Origin of the sequence: Acidovorax sp. DW039, from assembly GCF_037101375.1 — a bacterium.
In the GTDB taxonomy this organism is placed as follows: Bacteria; Pseudomonadota; Gammaproteobacteria; order Burkholderiales; family Burkholderiaceae_C; genus Acidovorax.
Window position 1 is genome coordinate 2,445,265 of the sequence record NZ_AP029019.1, and the last position, 15,564, is coordinate 2,460,828.

Annotated in this window: 17 protein-coding genes; 11 read left to right on the plus strand and 6 right to left on the minus strand. The window is 62.4% G+C overall.

What is annotated here, in order from left to right; genetic code table 11:
- The first annotated feature begins 32 nt into the window (after positions 1–32).
- The 4 genes from AACH87_RS10820 to AACH87_RS10835 all read left to right on the plus strand — a co-directional run bounded on the left by AACH87_RS10820 (position 33) and on the right by AACH87_RS10835 (position 3,225).
- Positions 33–569: a BON domain-containing protein gene (locus AACH87_RS10820; RefSeq protein WP_338794432.1), complete on the plus strand. Its 537-nt coding sequence runs from the start codon at positions 33–35 to the stop codon at positions 567–569.
- Positions 570–630: 61 nt separating this feature from the next.
- Positions 631–1,872, plus strand: coding sequence for a PLP-dependent transferase (locus AACH87_RS10825; protein WP_338794433.1), 1,242 nt, complete (start codon positions 631–633; stop codon positions 1,870–1,872).
- A gap of 159 nt (positions 1,873–2,031) precedes the next feature.
- Positions 2,032–2,847: a DUF2189 domain-containing protein gene (locus AACH87_RS10830; RefSeq protein ID WP_338794434.1), complete on the plus strand. Its 816-nt coding sequence runs from the start codon at positions 2,032–2,034 to the stop codon at positions 2,845–2,847.
- 195 nt (positions 2,848–3,042) lie between these two features.
- Positions 3,043–3,225 carry a hypothetical protein gene (locus AACH87_RS10835; RefSeq protein ID WP_338794435.1) on the plus strand — a complete coding sequence of 61 codons (183 nt, stop codon included), beginning with the start codon at positions 3,043–3,045 and terminating at the stop codon, positions 3,223–3,225.
- Positions 3,226–3,265: 40 nt separating this feature from the next.
- Here the strand turns inward: AACH87_RS10835 and AACH87_RS10840 are convergent, their stop codons facing one another.
- Positions 3,266–3,886: an arylesterase gene (locus AACH87_RS10840; RefSeq protein ID WP_338794436.1), complete on the minus strand. Its 621-nt coding sequence runs from the start codon at positions 3,884–3,886 to the stop codon at positions 3,266–3,268.
- A gap of 72 nt (positions 3,887–3,958) precedes the next feature.
- On the opposite strand from AACH87_RS10840, the gene AACH87_RS10845 reads away from it, so the two are divergent.
- From AACH87_RS10845 to AACH87_RS10855, 3 genes are all read left to right on the plus strand, one after another.
- Positions 3,959–4,654 (plus strand): ABC transporter ATP-binding protein, encoded by a 696-nt coding sequence (locus AACH87_RS10845; RefSeq protein WP_338794437.1) that lies wholly within the window; start codon positions 3,959–3,961, stop codon positions 4,652–4,654.
- A gap of 155 nt (positions 4,655–4,809) precedes the next feature.
- Positions 4,810–5,559, plus strand: a complete 750-nt coding sequence (rlmB, locus tag AACH87_RS10850) for a 23S rRNA (guanosine(2251)-2'-O)-methyltransferase RlmB (protein ID WP_338794438.1) — start codon at positions 4,810–4,812, stop codon at positions 5,557–5,559.
- Positions 5,560–5,701: 142 nt separating this feature from the next.
- Complete coding sequence (locus tag AACH87_RS10855; protein WP_338794439.1) at positions 5,702–6,868, plus strand: ABC transporter substrate-binding protein; 1,167 nt, start codon at positions 5,702–5,704, stop codon at positions 6,866–6,868.
- A gap of 80 nt (positions 6,869–6,948) precedes the next feature.
- On the opposite strand, the gene AACH87_RS10860 is transcribed toward AACH87_RS10855, so the two are convergent.
- The 4 genes from AACH87_RS10860 to AACH87_RS10875 all read right to left on the minus strand — a co-directional run bounded on the left by AACH87_RS10860 (position 6,949) and on the right by AACH87_RS10875 (position 9,867).
- On the minus strand, positions 6,949–7,554 hold the full coding sequence (locus AACH87_RS10860; protein WP_338794440.1) for a chromate transporter: 606 nt from the start codon (positions 7,552–7,554) through the stop codon (positions 6,949–6,951).
- Complete coding sequence (locus AACH87_RS10865) at positions 7,551–8,147, minus strand: chromate transporter (protein WP_338794441.1); 597 nt, start codon at positions 8,145–8,147, stop codon at positions 7,551–7,553. Before AACH87_RS10865 ends, AACH87_RS10860 begins: the two co-directional genes overlap by 4 nt.
- Positions 8,148–8,488: 341 nt before the next feature.
- Positions 8,489–8,773: a DUF6150 family protein gene (locus AACH87_RS10870; protein ID WP_338794442.1), complete on the minus strand. Its 285-nt coding sequence runs from the start codon at positions 8,771–8,773 to the stop codon at positions 8,489–8,491.
- A gap of 134 nt (positions 8,774–8,907) precedes the next feature.
- On the minus strand, positions 8,908–9,867 hold the full coding sequence (locus tag AACH87_RS10875; RefSeq protein ID WP_338794443.1) for a LysR substrate-binding domain-containing protein: 960 nt from the start codon (positions 9,865–9,867) through the stop codon (positions 8,908–8,910).
- Between the two features lie 145 nt (positions 9,868–10,012).
- On the opposite strand from AACH87_RS10875, the gene AACH87_RS10880 reads away from it, so the two are divergent.
- The 4 genes from AACH87_RS10880 to AACH87_RS10895 all read left to right on the plus strand — a co-directional run bounded on the left by AACH87_RS10880 (position 10,013) and on the right by AACH87_RS10895 (position 15,255).
- Positions 10,013–11,371: a D-serine ammonia-lyase gene (locus tag AACH87_RS10880; protein ID WP_338794444.1), complete on the plus strand. Its 1,359-nt coding sequence runs from the start codon at positions 10,013–10,015 to the stop codon at positions 11,369–11,371.
- A 46-nt stretch (positions 11,372–11,417) separates the two neighbouring features.
- Positions 11,418–12,398 carry a tripartite tricarboxylate transporter substrate binding protein gene (locus AACH87_RS10885; protein ID WP_338794445.1) on the plus strand — a complete coding sequence of 327 codons (981 nt, stop codon included), beginning with the start codon at positions 11,418–11,420 and terminating at the stop codon, positions 12,396–12,398.
- A 70-nt stretch (positions 12,399–12,468) separates the two neighbouring features.
- Positions 12,469–14,025 (plus strand): amidase family protein, encoded by a 1,557-nt coding sequence (locus tag AACH87_RS10890; RefSeq protein WP_338794446.1) that lies wholly within the window; start codon positions 12,469–12,471, stop codon positions 14,023–14,025.
- 9 nt (positions 14,026–14,034) lie between these two features.
- Entirely contained in the window at positions 14,035–15,255 is a 1,221-nt protein-coding gene (locus AACH87_RS10895; RefSeq protein ID WP_338794447.1) for an FAD-dependent oxidoreductase, read from the plus strand.
- A gap of 38 nt (positions 15,256–15,293) precedes the next feature.
- Here the strand turns inward: AACH87_RS10895 and AACH87_RS10900 are convergent, their stop codons facing one another.
- A complete protein-coding gene (locus tag AACH87_RS10900; protein WP_338794448.1) occupies positions 15,294–15,509 on the minus strand; it encodes a YjfB family protein in 216 nt (71 codons plus the stop codon).
- Positions 15,510–15,564 lie beyond the last annotated feature (55 nt).

Sequence of the window (15,564 nt, forward strand, 5' to 3'; positions counted from 1 at the left end):
TTTTTCCTTGTCCTAACTGCAAGGAGGTTTTCATGAGCAGCAACAGTTTGCAAATCCACGCCGAGCCAAACCATTCCCCGAAGAAGTCCACTCGCATTGCTGCGGTGCTGGCAGTCAGTGCGCTGGCACTGGGGCTTGCAGGTTGTGGGCGTGAGGAAGGGCAAACGGCTGGCCAGAGGCTGGACTCCGCCATAGACAAGACAGAACAAGCCGCTGCAGAAGCCCGCGTGAAGGCCGAAGCTGCGATGGCCAAAGCAGAGACCCAAATGGAAAAAGGCGCCGAGCGCGCGCAGGCCGCCGCGCAGGATATGAGTGCCTCAGCCCGCCAAGCTGCAGCCACGGCTGGAGACAAAGTCGACGACGCCAGCATCACAGCGCAGGTATCCGCGGGTCTGGCCAAAGACCCCGACCTGAGCGCAGTGAAAATCAATGTGGACACCCAAGGTGGCGCGGTGACCTTGAACGGCCCCGCCCCTAATCTGGCTGCCAAAGACCGGGCTCAGGAGATTGCGAAGAGCGTGAAGGGGGTGACGTCCGTCACCAACCTTCTGGTGATCTCAGCTGGTTAAGGACGCCTGGTGATGAGAACCTGCGGCCTGCTCAGCGTTTCAGGTCGCTACCATCCGGTGCATGAAAAATACCGATCCCAACGCTCCTGAACTCATCACCAGCCTCATCCATCACCCTTACCAGCCGCCCGCAGACTTTGCGGCACCCCAGCCGGGGGTGTTCAAGGCCTCCACGGTCATCTTTCCTGATGTGGCGGCCATGCGCGGCCGGGAGTGGAAAGACAAGACCGGCTACACCTACGGGCTGCACGGCACGCCCACCTCTTTCATTTTGGAGGAACGCCTTTGCGCGCTGGAGGGCGGTGCACAGTGCGTATTGGTGCCAAGCGGTCTTGCTGCGATCAGTACGGTGGATTTAGCGCTGCTGCGCGCAGGGGATGAGGTGCTCATCCCTGACAACGCCTATGGCCCTGGCAAGGACTTCGCCGTCAACGAGTTGTCTCGATACGGAATTACCCACGCTTTCTACGACCCACTGAACCCCTCCGATCTCGCTCAGCGTATCAACCCGGCCACAAAGCTGGTCTGGCTGGAGGCTCCTGGTTCGGTCACCATGGAATTCCCTGACCTTTGCGAGCAGGTGCGCATCTGCAAGGAGCGCGGCGTTTTGACGGCGCTCGACAACACCTGGGGTGCCGGTTTGGCGTTCCAGCCTTTTGATCTGTTGGGCGATGGCTCGTTGGGGGTGGATGTGTCGGCCCATGCGCTGACCAAGTACCCCAGCGGTGGGGGTGACGTGCTAATGGGAAGCATCATCACCCGCTCAGAGCCCTTGCACATGAAAATCAAGCTCAGCCACATGCGTTTGGGCATGGGCGTGGGAATGAATGACGTGGAGGCCATTCTCCGCTCTCTTCCCAGCATTGCCCTGCGTTATCGCGCTCATGACTTGGCCGCGCGAAAGCTGGCCGTGTGGCTGCAACAGCAGCCTGCCATTGCGCAGGTGCTGCATCCTGCTTTGCAAGACGCGCCCGGCCACGCGCACTGGAAGGCGCTGTGTGGTGCACACAATGGCGGGGAGGGCGCGGCTGCCGGGCTGTTCAGCGTCATGATTGACGCCCGCTTCACACAAAATCATGTCGATGCCTTCTGTGATGCCTTGCGCCTGTTCAAGCTCGGCTACAGCTGGGGTGGGCCTATCAGCCTGGTGGTGCCTTACCACCTGCGCAGCATGCGCGGTGGCTCTACACCTCACCTTAAGCCTGGCACGCTGGTACGGTTTGCGATTGGCCTTGAAGCCGTGGAGGATCTGCAACGCGATCTGGAGCAAGCCCTGCAGGCCATGGAGCGGGCTGCGGCATAGCGCCTCGCAGCACTCTTTTCGCCAATGGATGAGGGTGGTAGTTTCCTCAGTGGCGTTGGGTGCACGGCTGATTTAGGGTGTGGTGGTGTTCGTACAGAGATTGAGCTTTGGCGGTGACTGCTGTACGGCCTCCCTTGAACACTCTGCGTTGCGCCGACTATGCAAGATACATCTGCTACCGAGGTCACGCCCAGCCGGGACGATGCGCCCATTGTTTTGCTGCCCCTTACGCTGGCGGACCCTTTCCGCTGGCTTGGTCGGGGGCTGCAGGATGCCCGTGCAGCGCCGGGCATCGCAGTGTTTTACGGGGTCTGCTTCTGGCTGATGGCGATTGTGCTGGGTTGGGTGTTTCGCACGCGGCCCGAGTACACCATGTCCTTGGCAAGCGGATGTCTGCTTTTGGGTCCTTTTCTGGCGATGGGCCTGTACGACACCAGTCGAAGGCGCGAGGCTGGTCTGTCCCCCCAGCTGAGTGAATCCCTCACCTGCTGGGACAGCCACATGGGCAGCATGGGCATGCTGGTGCTGGTTCTGGTGGTGCTGGAACTGCTCTGGGGCAGAGCTTCACTGGTCGTGTTTGCCGTGTTCTTCAACATAGGCATGCCGTCCACCACGGGGGTGCTGGAGGCTGTCTTCAATCCCCAGAACTGGACGTTTGTAGCGGTGTATCTGGTGGTGGGCGGTGTGTTTGCCGCGCTGGTTTTTTCCACCTCGGTGGTGTCCATCCCCATGATCCTGGACCGTGATACCGACGCCCTGACCGCAGGGATCACGAGCATGCGCGTGGTGCTGGAAAACCCGCTCACCCTGCTTTTGTGGGGGGCGCTCATCACCACGCTGGTGGGTGTTTGCCTGTGGTTGGGCAGTGTGGGGCTGGTGCTGGTGGGGCCGGTGCTGGGGCATGCAAGCTGGCACGCCTATCGTGCGGCAGTGCAGTCTCGCGCCAGTCTTTCCTCGGCCGAGGCAAGGTCGTAAGAGCGGCTCACAAAACTCCCTTGGCGTCGTTGTTCCGTTTTGTCGTACCGGCGTACTGCCTGCGACGGAACGCCTAGCCAAGGCTGCTACGCTGAGTTTTGTTAGCCGCTCCAAGCCTCACCCGCGGTCTTGTGGAATTCGCGGGGTCTTCCCTGCGGCTGTTACAGTGGTCCTCCAACTCTGAAAGCACACACCTTGGCAACACCCAACTACGGATACGAAAAACGCCAGCGTGAGCTCGCCAAAAAACAAAAGAAAGCGGACAAGCAGCGCGCAAAAACTGAGCGACGTCACACCGATGATGCAGGTGAGACGCCAAGCGACACCGCTGCCGCAGATCCGCGTGCCGACGTGGAGGGCGCGCAGCCTCAAGGCTGATTCGAGCTTTTGCTCAGTTCGTTCCCAGCCTTTGTCGGGCTCAGCGGAGCAGCTTTTTTAGCTCAGGCCACACATTTGCCAGCATTTGTGGATGGGCTTCGGCCTTGGGGTGGATGCGGTCGGGCTGGAACATGCGTGTAGGGTCCGGTCCATCGGCCACACCCTTCAGAAAGAAGGGCACTACCGCTGCTTTTCTGGCCTTGGCGACTGTCTCGAACACCCCGGCAAACTTGGTTGCGTAGTCCGTGCCGTAGTTAGGCGGCACCTGCATGCCTACCAGCAGGACTTTTGCTCCTGCGTCCTGGGCGGCTTGCGCCATGAAGTTCAGGTTGTCTTGCGTGTTTTGCAGAGGCAGACCGCGCAACGCATCGTTGCCACCCAGCTCGATGACCACATGGGTTGGCTGATGGGCCTTGAGCAGTGCGGTGATGCGCGACCGGCCACCGGATGTGGTTTCACCGCTGACGCTGGCATTAACGACCTTGGCTTCTATCCTGTCAGCGGCGAGTTGTTTTTCAAGCAGCGCCACCCACCCGGTGCCCCGTGCCAAGCCGTATTCAGCGCTCAACGAATCACCCAGCACCAGTATCACGGCCGGTGTGCGGGATGCGCTCGTTTTGGCGGTGCCTTGTGCCCACACTGCCGGGGCGTAAACCCCCATGCCGAGAGCGACTGCAGAGCTGAGGATAAAGTGGCGACGATGCAGATTGCGAATCAAAGCAAAGAACCTTTCATGTCCGAATCTCCCTCCGCGCCCCATACGCCCATCATCTCGGTGGAGCATGTTTTCAAGTCGGTGACCGACTCGACAGGCACGCTCGACATTCTGCGTGATATTGATTTCCGTCTGGCAGCGCGGGAAACAGCCGCCATTGTCGGCGCGTCGGGTTCCGGTAAAAGCACCTTGCTGTCCATCATCGCCGGGCTGGATACGCCCACCCGCGGTACCGTGCGGCTTGATGGGCAGGATCTGTTTGCCCTGGACGAGGATGCACGTGCTGCCCTGCGTGCGCAAAAGGTGGGCTTTGTGTTCCAGAGTTTTCAGCTCATGGGCAATATGACTGCCCTGGAAAACGTGATGCTGCCGCTGGAGCTGGCCGAGCGCCGCGATGCCCGCAAGGCCGCCGCAGAGATGCTGGAGCGCGTGGGGCTAGGACAGCGCCTGGGGCACTACCCCAAGGTGCTCTCTGGGGGGGAGCAGCAGCGTGTGGCACTGGCCCGCGCTTTTGTGGTGCAACCCTCGTTGCTGCTGGCCGACGAGCCGACCGGCAGCCTCGACTTTGCAACAGGCGAATCCATCATGCGGCTCATGTTTGAACTCAACCGCGAGCAAGGCACGACTCTGGTGCTGGTGACGCATGACCGATCCATCGCCGCGCAATGCGATCGCCGTATCACCATTGATGCGGGGCGCGTAGTGCCGGAGTGAGTGTGAAAATGGCTGCTGCGCCCGCAGGTAAAGCGCGGCAAGCTATAAAAAACATAGTGATTGAGCGCTTTCCCGTTGCCGATGTGCGTCCACGAGGCTGTTGGCCGTAGAACCGGATCGTTCCCAGTGCCCGCTCGGCAACGATAATCCTGCCCATGTCCTCCCCCAAAGTCCTGTTCGGCTTTCATGCCGTGGGCGTGCGTCTGAAGACCGCGCCGCAATCCATCATCGAGATTTATTACGAGTCCACTCGCCGCGATGCCCGCATGCGCCAGTTTCTGGAGCGGGCCAAAGAGGCCGGTGCCCGCTTGATCGAAGCCGATGGAATGCGCATTTCCAAGCTCGCTGGCAGCAACGGACACCAGGGGGTGGCCGCACGGGTGGACCCCGTCAAGCAGGTCCACTCCCTGGACGAGTTGCTGGAGACGCTCGAAGCCTCTGGCCAGGAACAGCCGTTGATTCTGGTGCTGGATGGCGTGACCGACCCGCACAACCTGGGTGCCTGCCTGCGCGTAGCCGATGGTGCCGGTGCGCATGCGGTCATTGCCCCCAAAGACCATGCCGTGGGCATCAATGCCACAGTGGCCAAGGTGGCCAGCGGTGCGGCAGAAACCATGCCGTACTTCATGGTGACGAACCTTGCTCGCACCTTGGGTGAACTCAAGGAACGCAACATCTGGTGCATCGGCACCAGCGACGATGCCCCCAAGACCATCTACCAGGTGGATCTGAAAGGCCCGGTGGCGTTGGTGCTGGGTGCGGAGGGTGACGGAATGCGTCAGCTCACCCGCAAGACCTGTGATGAGCTGGTGAGCATTCCCATGAAGGGCGCGGTGGAAAGCCTGAACGTCTCGGTGGCCAGCGGCGTGTGCCTGTACGAGGCGCTGCGTCAGCGCTCTGCCTGAGGCGCACTCCCATCGGCTCGGCGATGGGGTGACCCTATTTGACAAAGCGTTGTTCGGGCGGCCATTTGTCGCCTATTCGACTCGGAATTCTGCTTTTCCTTGATAGCCTGCGCGGTTTTGCAAATCTCCGGGCTATCACAACATGAGTCGTCGCCAGTTTCTCTTGAACGCCACCCAGGCCATGGCCGCAGTCGGCCTGCCCGCGTGGGCATCTTCTTCCTTTGCTGCTGAAGAAGCGCTTTCCGCAAAGCATCTCACCCTGGGTTGCTCCATCGCTCTGAGCGGCCCGCTGGGTATTGCCGGGTCGGAGCAAGTGGCGGGCATGAAGGCCGCATTCGCGGAAGTGAACGCAGCTGGGGGAATCCACGGACGGGAAATCCGCCTGGATGTCAAAGACGACGGCTACGTACCCAGTCGTACGGCCCAGAACGTGACCGCCATGCTGGAGGCCCAGTCTGCCTTTGCTTTGATTTCGCCCCTGGGCACCGCCAACACTGCCGCCATCCTGCCGATGGTGGAGTCCAAAGGTATTCCCACCGTGGGCCCTGTGACCGGTGCCACGTCGCTGCGCACGGCCGAGCAGCGCAATGTGTTCTTCCTGCGCCCCAGCTACCGGGAGGAATCGCTGCGCCTGGTCAAGCAAGTGGTGGAGATGGGCCTCAAGCGCATTGCAGTGGTGTATCTGGACAACCCCTTCGGCAAGGAAGTGCTCAAGGACATGTCCACTGCGCTCGACAACGCCAAGGTGGAACGTTCGGGCGAATTCGCCTTGGCTGTGGACGGTAAAAACGCGGCAGAGCTGGCCGACAAGGTGGCAGCAGACCGCCCCGGTGCGGTTTTGCTGGCAACTACCGGCACCGCCAACACCGCATTTGTGCTGGCGTTCCGGACCAAGGCGCAGGGTGTACCGCTGGCAGGTCTGTCGGTCGCGGTGGTTTCGTCCGAGTTGCCCAAACTCGCCTCTGCGACACGCGGCCTGGCGCTGGTTCAGGTGTTTCCTGATGCCAATTCCCAGAAGTCGGTGGTGGTGCGCAAGTTCCAGTCAACGATGAAGGCGGTAGGCGCCAATCCCGCTCACTTCAACAGCACCAGTAGCCTGGAGGGCTGGCTCAACGCCCAGGTGATGATTGAAGGGCTCAAGAACGCGGGCAAGGAGCCCACGCGCGATAGGCTCCGCTCGGGTCTTGCCAGCATCAAATCGCTGTCGTTTGGCGACTTCAGTGTGGGCTTTGGCGGCAAGGCTCCGTTTGTAGGGTCGGATGCCTTGTACCTGGCTGTCTACGCAGAAAACGCCCGTCGCATCAGTTAACGGGCCGACCACCAGGGCCGCTCAAGCGTGCGGCCCGGTGTTCCTGGTTGCTGGCTTATCGCGCGGGTGCTGTGTGAGGGTTAAACCAAGCCCAGCCCGCCCAGCAGGGCACCGGCGCCCAGCAGCCACAGCAGATGCAACTTGGTTCGCCACACCAGCAAAGCAGACACAGCCGTGAGAACCCATAACGGCCAGTTCTGGAGTTCAGCCCCGTGGCCGCGTGTAATCACCCAGGCTGTCGCAATCAGCAGCCCGATCACCACGGGGGCCATGCCCTGCTTGAAGGCTCGAACGCTGCGACGGTTGCGGTTGCGATGCCCCCATCGCGTGGCAAACCAGGTGAGGGCGCTGCTTGGCAGCATCACGCCCACCATGCAGACCACAATGCCCAGCAACCCTAAGGCCCAACCCGCCACCCCTGGCCCACCTGCATTCAGTCCCACATTCCAGCCCAGCAGGGCAATGAAGAGCACGTTGGGCCCGGGCGCCGCCTGGGCAATTGCGATGGATGCATTGAATTGCGGATCCGTCAGCCAGCTGTTCTGCTCCACCAGATAACGATGCATATCAGGTGCCGTGCTGATGGCGCCGCCCACGGCCAGCAGCGAGAGCGACATGTAATAGGTGAAGAGGTGCAGCCAATCAAGGGCGCTCAAGGCGGCAAAGGCTTGCTGAGTGCTCGTCATGGGGCAAGCTTTCTCCAGGTGAGGAAACAAGCCAGCAGGCCGAGGGAAGGCAGCGTCCAGGCCAGCGGCAGCCGCAGCACGGCCATTGCTATCACGGTGAGCACCGCCAGAGCTATGCACAGGGGCAAGCCCAGGGGATGTTTTTTGAGGGTGGACGCCAGCTTGAGGCCCATGCCCGCAATGAGGCCAGCCGCTGCGGCACCCATGCCCTTGAGGGCACCTGCCACTGCAGGGTGTTCAGCGAACTGTGCGTAGACCACTGCGAGCGACAAGACCAGCATGAGCGGAAACGTGAGCATGCCCGCCAAGGCCGCCAGCGCGCCGCGCCAGCCAAAGTAGCGCTCGCCGATCATGATGGAGAGATTCACCACATTGGGGCCCGGCATGATCTGGGCCACGGCCCAGTCCTCCACAAACTCCTCATTGGTCATCCAGCGTTTTTTCTCGACCAGTTCACGCTGCACAACGGCCAGCACGCCACCAAAGCCTTGCAAGGCCAGCCAGGTGAATGACCAGAACAGATCCCTGCAGTCGGCCGGGCGGGGGCGGGAATCGGGATAGGGAGGCGCTTGCAGAGGGTCAGGTGCAGCCATGGATGAGAGCAAAAAAGGTGTTTGCGCAAGCGGGATAAGCGCAAGGTGCTATCAATCATATAGCAAACGGCTTGGCTGGATGAGATACGTGGGCGGCATCACATCCAGCGCAACACTGCCATGCCCGCCGGTGGGTAGCTATGTTACGCCGCGCCTCGCGGCTTGAATGGCGGTGCAGGCATCGCGAGACGGCAGGTCTGTGCGCGCATTCCGGAAGGGGCCGCCAGCCGATATCCGGTCATGGCAGGAAGCCGAAAACAATCGCTCAGGAAGGGGCTGCTTTACTGAGCAGCTTCACCACCAGCCTGCATGTGGCGTGAAGTACGGATGGATGCCCCGGCTCAGCCCAGCTTGCCCTGCAGCTTGTGCCCTTGAACCCGCCATCCTGCCTGCTCCAGATACTTCACTTTGAAGATGCGCAGATCGGCCTGTGATTCGTACTTCACCTTGAAGATGCGAAACGTGGCCTGGCTCTCGTAGTTCACCTGATACCAGAGTGCGTCGCCATTGGCCTGTGTGTCATAGGGCACTTCAAACACTGCCAGATCGGCCTGGCTTTCATAGTGGGCCTCAAACACCTTGGCGTCCGCCTGATTTTCATATTTAACGACCAGAATCTGTGCCATCTCATTCCCCTTGATCTTGTGGTGGCTGAACTGGTTGGCGAGGGTATCGAAAAACCGATCGTAAAACCCGGCGGGATAGCCCGGCGTTACATCTCGATGCCTTGTCGGCTCGACATCAAGACATTCCGCACCCATCACTTCACCAGCAACGGTGGCATCACCTTGGCACGCTCTTCGCAGAAGCGGCGGGCCTCCTCGCCAAGCCAGTCGCGCACCTGCTGCATGGTGGGGCTGGGGTGATGGGTGGTGACAAAGGAGTACACCGCTCGTGATGCCACACTGCGCCCCAGCAAGGGCACCAGCCGGCCTGCGCGCACGTCCTGCAACACCAGCGCTGCGCGCCCCATCGCAATGCCTTGTCCTGCCAAGGCTGCACCCAGGGCCAGTTGCGACAGGTTGAATTGCTGTCCGCCCGTCCAGGCTGGCGGGGGCACGCCCTGCTGGGCAAACCAATGCTGCCATTCCTCAAACGTGTCTGCGCCGTCCCAGGCGCTACCGTCGTGCAACAGCCAGTCGCCTTGCAAGTCTTGGGGGGTATGTATGCCGGGGTGTTGCTGGATGAACTCAGGGCTGGCCACAGGCACCAGCCATTCATCCAGAAACACCGTGGCATTCAGGTCAGGATAGTGGCTCAGGTCAAAGCGGACGGCGGCTTCTACGCCATCGCGCACCATCCGGGTGCGGTCCAGGGTGTGGAATTCGCCGAACACGCGCAGCCCCGTCTGAGGGTGTTGCCGAAAAAACTCCCCCAAGCGTGGGGTCAGCCAGCTCATGGCGAAGGAGGGCGAGCAACTCAGGGTGGCCGTTGCAGCCTCTGGCGGCTGGCGCATCTGGGCCAGGGTGCTTTCTATGGCGTCAAAGCTTTCTCTGAGCACCACAGCCAGCCATTTGCCTTCTGGGGTGGTGACCAGTGCCCGAGGGGTTCGCAGGAAGAGGGGGCGGCGCAGCCAGTCTTCCAGTTGCTTGACCTGCTGGCTCACGGCACCTTGGGTAATGCACAACTCGGCGGCGGCTTTGGTAAAGCTGCCGTGCCGCGCGGCGGCATCAAAGCTGCGCAGCCATGCAAGAAGGGAAGGGGAGAGACGAATGTCCATTACTAATACTAATGCTTGCGTCACTATAAATGCGTTGTGGGGAAGTGCAACGCAACCAAAAATGCAGTCAGGAAACATTCCTTGACAAAAGCAGAGGCGCAGCACGCCACCAGCGCTGTGCCTCTCACTGAAATATTCACCCCCGATGAGCAACGCCCCCGATGTTTTGCTGACCACCCGGCTGCGCAATGCCCAGCCCGCGCTATGGACCAATGCCGCGCGGCAGGCCCATCCACCCGAGCACATGCAGGCATTGGGTCGAACCATTAGTTTGGTTGATACACATGCCGCTGCTCATAGGCTGGAGCGTTTTGCGGGCTTGCTGGCCCAGGTGTTTCCCGAGCTGTCGGCGACCCAGGGCGTAGTCGAATCCGCGCTCATGCCCGCCTCGGCCTTGTTGCCTGCACTGGGCATTCCGGCAGATGCTGGCAAGCTCTTCATCAAAGCCGACCACAGCCTGCCCGTGGCGGGCTCCATCAAGGCGCGTGGTGGCATGCACGAGGTGCTGGAATTTGCGGAACAGGTCGCTTTGCAGCAGGGCCTGGTCAGCCAAGGGGGTGACTACCGTGTGCTGGCAGAACCCGCAGCGCGCGAAGTGCTGGCGCGCTACCAGGTGGCGGTGGGCTCCACGGGCAACCTGGGTTTGAGCATTGGCGTGGTGGCCTCAGCCCTGGGTTTCAAGGCGGCGGTGCACATGTCTGCAGACGCCAAGGAATGGAAGAAAGAGCGGCTGCGGCTGCGTGGCGTGCAGGTGGTGGAGCACACCGGCGACTACGAGCGCGCGGTGGCTGCGGGCCGCGAACAGGCCGCGGCCGACCCCTTGTGCCACTTTGTGGACGACGAGCAGTCCTTCTCGCTGCTGCTGGGCTACAGCGCTGCGGCTTTGCATCTGCAAAAGCAGTTGCAATCCCAGGGCGTGGTGGTGGATGCGCAGCACCCGCTGCTGGTGTACCTGCCCTGCGGCGTGGGCGGCGCGCCTGCGGGGATTGCGTTTGGGCTGCGGCAGCTTCTGGGGCCGCATGTGCACTGTTTCTTTGCGGAGCCCGTGCAGTCTCCCTGCTTCATGGTGCAGATGCTGAGCGATCAGGCTCCGCACCTGGGCGGGCATCCGTCGGTGTACGACTGGGGCCTGACCAACCGCACAGAGGCAGATGGTCTGGCGGTTCCCCGGGCCTCTTTGCTCGCTGCCGAATTGATGAAACCGCTCCTGTCAGGCGTTTTCACCGTGCAGGACGCCACATTGTTCGAGCACCTCGTCATGGTGCTGGACACGCTGGGCGAGCGTATTGAGCCCTCGGCAGCCGCGGGCTTCAGCGGGCCCGCCATGTTGACGGGCACCACGGCAGGCCAGGCATGGCTGCAAGCCAGCGGGCTGGACGCTGTCCTGCACCAGGCCACGCATCTGGTCTGGACCACAGGCGGCCTGCTGGTGCCTGATGCCCAGTACCAAACCTTTGTCGAACGCGGGCGTGCCTTGCTGGCCGCCAAGTCGTCGGCCACCTGATTTCCCTGTTTCCTGTTTCCACCTTTGTGACTTTGGAGAGAACGCCATGAACCGCAAGAAGCTGCTTTTGTCCGCCGTGATCTGTGCCATGGGGGCAGCGGTGCTGCCAGCCGTGGCACAGGATGGGGCTTATCCCACCAAGCCCATCACGCTGGTGGTGCCCTTTCCTGCGGGTGGAGCCACCGATGTGCTCGGGCGTGTGATTGCCAAGAAGCTGGGCGACAAGCTGGGCCAGAACGTGGTGATTGACAACAAAGGCGGTGGTGGCACAACGATTGGCGCTGCTTACGTGGCCAAGGCCGCACCGGATGGCTACACGCTGCTGATCAGCTCTGGCACCACCTTCACCATCAACCCGGCCGTACGCCCCAAGCTGCCGTATGACCCGGTCAAGAGCTTTGAGCCTATCGGCATCACCGGCCGCACTGGGCTGATCCTGCTGGCCAACAAGGATGTGCCGGTCAGCGACGTGAAGCAGTTTGTGTCGGCCCTGAAGGCTGCGCCTGAAAAGTATTCTTACGGCTCGTTCGGCGCTGGCACCACCTCCCAGTTCGCGGGCGAGATGTTCTTTCACGCCGCGGGTGTGAAGATTCAGCACGTTCCCTACAAGGGCAGTGCGCCCGCCATGACCGACCTGATCGGTGGGCAGATTCCCTTCACCGTCGATACGGTGTCAGCCGCGCTGCCGCATCTGAAGGATGGCAAAGTCAAGGCCATTGCCGTGACCACGGCCAAGCGGTCCTCCCTGTTGCCCAAGGTGCCCACGTTGGCAGAGAACGGCTACCCCGGCCTGGAGATGGATACTTGGCTGGCAGTGGTGGCGCCTCGAGGCTTGCCGCCAGCCGTCAAAACCCGTCTGGAGCTGACCTTGGCTCAGGTAGTCTCTGACCCAGAAACCCGTGACAAGCTCATTGGCATGGGCTTTGAGCCCGCCTATGGCTCATCCAAGGCATTGGCCGAGTTGATCGACAAGGAACTGCCTTTGATGCGTGCCATTGCCCAGCGCGCCAGCATCACAGCGGATTGATTGCTGCGGATTGATGACTGCTGAATGATCGCGGTTGCCCCTTGGGCAACCCTATGGAGACGAGCCCGAAATGACAACGAAGAGTACCCTGGTCGAGCTGACCGCCAACGAACTGCGCCACCGCATCGGCACCCGCGAGGTGTCTCCTGTGGAATTGCTGGACGCCTGCATTGAACGCATCGAGGCGGTCAACCCCTCGGTCAACGCCATCACCGCCACTTGTTATGACCGGGCGCGGACGGAGGCCAAAGCTGCAGAGCAGGCGGTGCTCAAGGGGGAGCCCTTGGGTTTGCTGCACGGCCTGCCCATGGGGGTGAAGGACCTGGAAGCCACGGCAGGGCTGCTCACCACCTACGGCTCCGAAATCTATCGGGACCACATTCCTACCCAGGACAACGTGCTGGTGGCCCGTCTGCGCGCAGCCGGTGCCATTGTCACGGGCAAGACCAACATCCCCGAAATGGGAGCCGGTGCTAATTCACGCAACACGGTGTGGGGTGCCACGGGCAACCCGTTCAATCCCAACCTCAATGCGGGCGGTTCCTCCGGCGGGTCGGCTGCGGCGCTGGCGTGCGACATGCTGCCGGTGTGCACCGGCTCGGACACCGGCGGGTCGCTGCGCATTCCTGCGTCCAAATGCGGCGTGGTGGGTTTTCGGCCCTCTCCGGGCGTGGTGCCCAGCTCGCGCAAGCTGCTGGGCTGGACACCCATCTCGGTGGTTGGCCCCATGGGGCGCACGGTGGAAGAGGCTTGCCTGCAACTCGCTGCATCGGCGGGTATGTCGGCTGGTGATCCGCTCAGCTACCCGCTGGACCCCATGAGCTTCCTGATCCCTGAGTCGGTGGACCTGGGCAGCCTGCGCGTGGCCTACACCGAAGACTTTGGTGCCTGCGCGGTGGACGATGGCATTCGCGCCGTGTTCCGCCGCAAGGTGCAGGCCATGAAGCACCTGTTTGCCCGTTGTGACCCAATCGACGTGGACCTGGGCGACGTGCACCGCTGCTTTGACGTGCTGCGCGCCGAGGCTTTTGTGGCCAGCACCCGTGAAGCCTACGAACGCGACCCCTCCAGCCTGGGGCCCAACACCCGCGCCAATTACGAAATGGGCGCGGCCATGACGCTGCTGGACAGCGCCTGGGCGCAGGCCGAGCAGACGCGCATCCTTGCGCGCTTCCAGAAGCTGTATGAGGACTACGACGTGATCCTCGCGCCCACAACGCCGGTCTCTCCCTTCCCCTGGACACAGCTCTACGCCAGCCACATCAACGGCGAGGCGCAGGCCAACTACTACCGCTGGCTGGGTCTCACCTACGTGACGACGCTGACCACCCACCCCGCGCTCAGCCTGCCGTGTGGGTTGGACGATCTGGGCATGCCTTTCGGCTTGCAGATCGTGGGACGCTTCCGTGCAGACCGGCACACGCTGGGCGTAGGACATGCGCTGGAGAAAGCCTTCAAGGGCATTGATGGCCTGGCACGCCCCCGGCCCGATCTGGCCAAGTTGGTGCAGACCCGCGCCGAGCCCGCACTGACGTCCATCGTGACCGGCGCGCCCGACCCGCGCGATGCGCGCAGCCTGCCGCGTGCAGACCGTGCGGCCTCTGCAGCGCAGGTGTCGGCAGTCTGAGGAACCGGCATGGCAGACAGCATTTCTTCCATCGCAGACTACATCGTCATCGGCGCGGGCATAGCGGGCGCTTCGGTCGCCTGGCAATTGGTGCAGGGGCAGAACGGGAAAGGTGCGCCCTCCGTCATCCTGCTGGAGCGCGAATCCCAGCCGGGTTATCACACCACGGGGCGCTCGGCCGCGCTGTACATGGCCACCTACGGCACGCCCAACATTCAGGCGCTCACGCGCGCCAGCCGGGCGTTTTATGACGACCCCCCGGCCGAGTTCGGGCCAGACCCCATCCTCTCTCCGCGTGGGGTGGTCTATGTGGCGCGGCCCGAGCAGCTGGACCTGCTGCGCCAGGCCTATGACGAAGCCCGCGCTGCATCGCCCAATGTGGAGTGGGTGGAAAAAGACAAGCTGCTAGCGATGCTGCCGTGCCTGAAACCCGACGTGGTGGCCGCAGGCATGGGCGAGCCCGATGCTGCCGACATGGATGTGCATGCACTGCACCAGGGTTACCTGCGCGGACTGCGGCAGCGCGGTGGCCAGGTGCTGACCCATGCCGAAGTGGCTGCCTTGCGTCGCCTGGATGAAAAAGCAGCCGGGGCAGGGGCAAACGAGGCGGGTGAAATGGGTGAGGCAGATACCAAGGGCCTATGGACCGTCACGCTGGCCGACGGCCGCACGCTGCAGAGCCGCGTCCTCGTCAATGCCGCAGGCGCCTGGGCCGATGTGATTGGGCAGATGGCGGGCGCTCCTCCCATTGGGCTGGAGCCGCGCAGGCGCACCGCCTTCACCTTTGCGGTGCCCGAGGGTATGGACGCCCATGCGTGGCCCGCCGTGGTGGGCATTGACGAAAGCTTCTACTTCAAGCCCGATGCGGGGCAGCTGCTGGGCTCCCCCGCCAATGCCGACCCCACGCACCCGCACGACGTGGTACCCGAGGAGCTGGACGTGGCGACGGGCATCTACCACATCGAGGAAATGACCACCTTCCAGATCCGCAGGCCATCGCACACCTGGGCAGGTCTGCGCTCCTTCGTGCCCGATGGTGATCTGGTGATCGGCTGGGACAACCATGTGCCCGGCTTTTTCTGGATGGCGGGGCAGGGCGGCTACGGTATCCAGAGCGCTGCGGGGGCCTCCCTGCTGGCGCGCCGCCTGATTTGCTCTGAGCCGCTGGATGAAGTGCTGGTGCGTGAAGGCGTGCAGCCCGAGGGGCTTGCGCCCAGCCGCCTGCGCTGATGGGGCCCTGGCTTTAGCGCTCAGCGACGCTGCTCAGGTCAGGCAAAGGTGTTGACCTGGGTGCCCAGCGTGCCGCTGGTGGCCAAGGCGGGCTGAGGCATGGATTGCTGCATGGCATCGAGCATGGTGCTGGCAGATACCGCCTGAATATCCAGGGCCTTCTTCAGTACTGCGATGTTCACAGCATCCGAATTCTTGGCGCTGGCCAGCGATGTAGCGGTGCTGACGATGCTGTTGGTCATTGCGAGGTCCATGGCAAATCCTCCGGTGGTTTGCTGGTTATCGGCATTTTGGGGCGATGGGTTGAGG

What these genes read in the sequence shown, in the direction of transcription:
- AACH87_RS10820 (WP_338794432.1), top strand. Translation starts at nt 33, where the DNA reads ATGAGCAGCAACAGTTTGCAAATCCACGCCGAGCCAAACCATTCCCCG.
- AACH87_RS10825 (WP_338794433.1), top strand. Translation starts at nt 631, where the DNA reads ATGAAAAATACCGATCCCAACGCTCCTGAACTCATCACCAGCCTCATC.
- AACH87_RS10830 (WP_338794434.1), top strand. Translation starts at nt 2,032, where the DNA reads ATGCAAGATACATCTGCTACCGAGGTCACGCCCAGCCGGGACGATGCG.
- AACH87_RS10840 (WP_338794436.1), bottom strand. Translation starts at nt 3,886, where the DNA reads ATGGGGGTTTACGCCCCGGCAGTGTGGGCACAAGGCACCGCCAAAACG.
- AACH87_RS10845 (WP_338794437.1), top strand. Translation starts at nt 3,959, where the DNA reads ATGTCCGAATCTCCCTCCGCGCCCCATACGCCCATCATCTCGGTGGAG.
- rlmB (WP_338794438.1), top strand. Translation starts at nt 4,810, where the DNA reads ATGTCCTCCCCCAAAGTCCTGTTCGGCTTTCATGCCGTGGGCGTGCGT.
- AACH87_RS10855 (WP_338794439.1), top strand. Translation starts at nt 5,702, where the DNA reads ATGAGTCGTCGCCAGTTTCTCTTGAACGCCACCCAGGCCATGGCCGCA.
- AACH87_RS10860 (WP_338794440.1), bottom strand. Translation starts at nt 7,554, where the DNA reads ATGACGAGCACTCAGCAAGCCTTTGCCGCCTTGAGCGCCCTTGATTGG.
- AACH87_RS10865 (WP_338794441.1), bottom strand. Translation starts at nt 8,147, where the DNA reads ATGGCTGCACCTGACCCTCTGCAAGCGCCTCCCTATCCCGATTCCCGC.
- AACH87_RS10870 (WP_338794442.1), bottom strand. Translation starts at nt 8,773, where the DNA reads ATGGCACAGATTCTGGTCGTTAAATATGAAAATCAGGCGGACGCCAAG.
- AACH87_RS10875 (WP_338794443.1), bottom strand. Translation starts at nt 9,867, where the DNA reads ATGGACATTCGTCTCTCCCCTTCCCTTCTTGCATGGCTGCGCAGCTTT.
- AACH87_RS10880 (WP_338794444.1), top strand. Translation starts at nt 10,013, where the DNA reads ATGAGCAACGCCCCCGATGTTTTGCTGACCACCCGGCTGCGCAATGCC.
- AACH87_RS10885 (WP_338794445.1), top strand. Translation starts at nt 11,418, where the DNA reads ATGAACCGCAAGAAGCTGCTTTTGTCCGCCGTGATCTGTGCCATGGGG.
- AACH87_RS10890 (WP_338794446.1), top strand. Translation starts at nt 12,469, where the DNA reads ATGACAACGAAGAGTACCCTGGTCGAGCTGACCGCCAACGAACTGCGC.
- AACH87_RS10895 (WP_338794447.1), top strand. Translation starts at nt 14,035, where the DNA reads ATGGCAGACAGCATTTCTTCCATCGCAGACTACATCGTCATCGGCGCG.
- AACH87_RS10900 (WP_338794448.1), bottom strand. Translation starts at nt 15,509, where the DNA reads ATGGACCTCGCAATGACCAACAGCATCGTCAGCACCGCTACATCGCTG.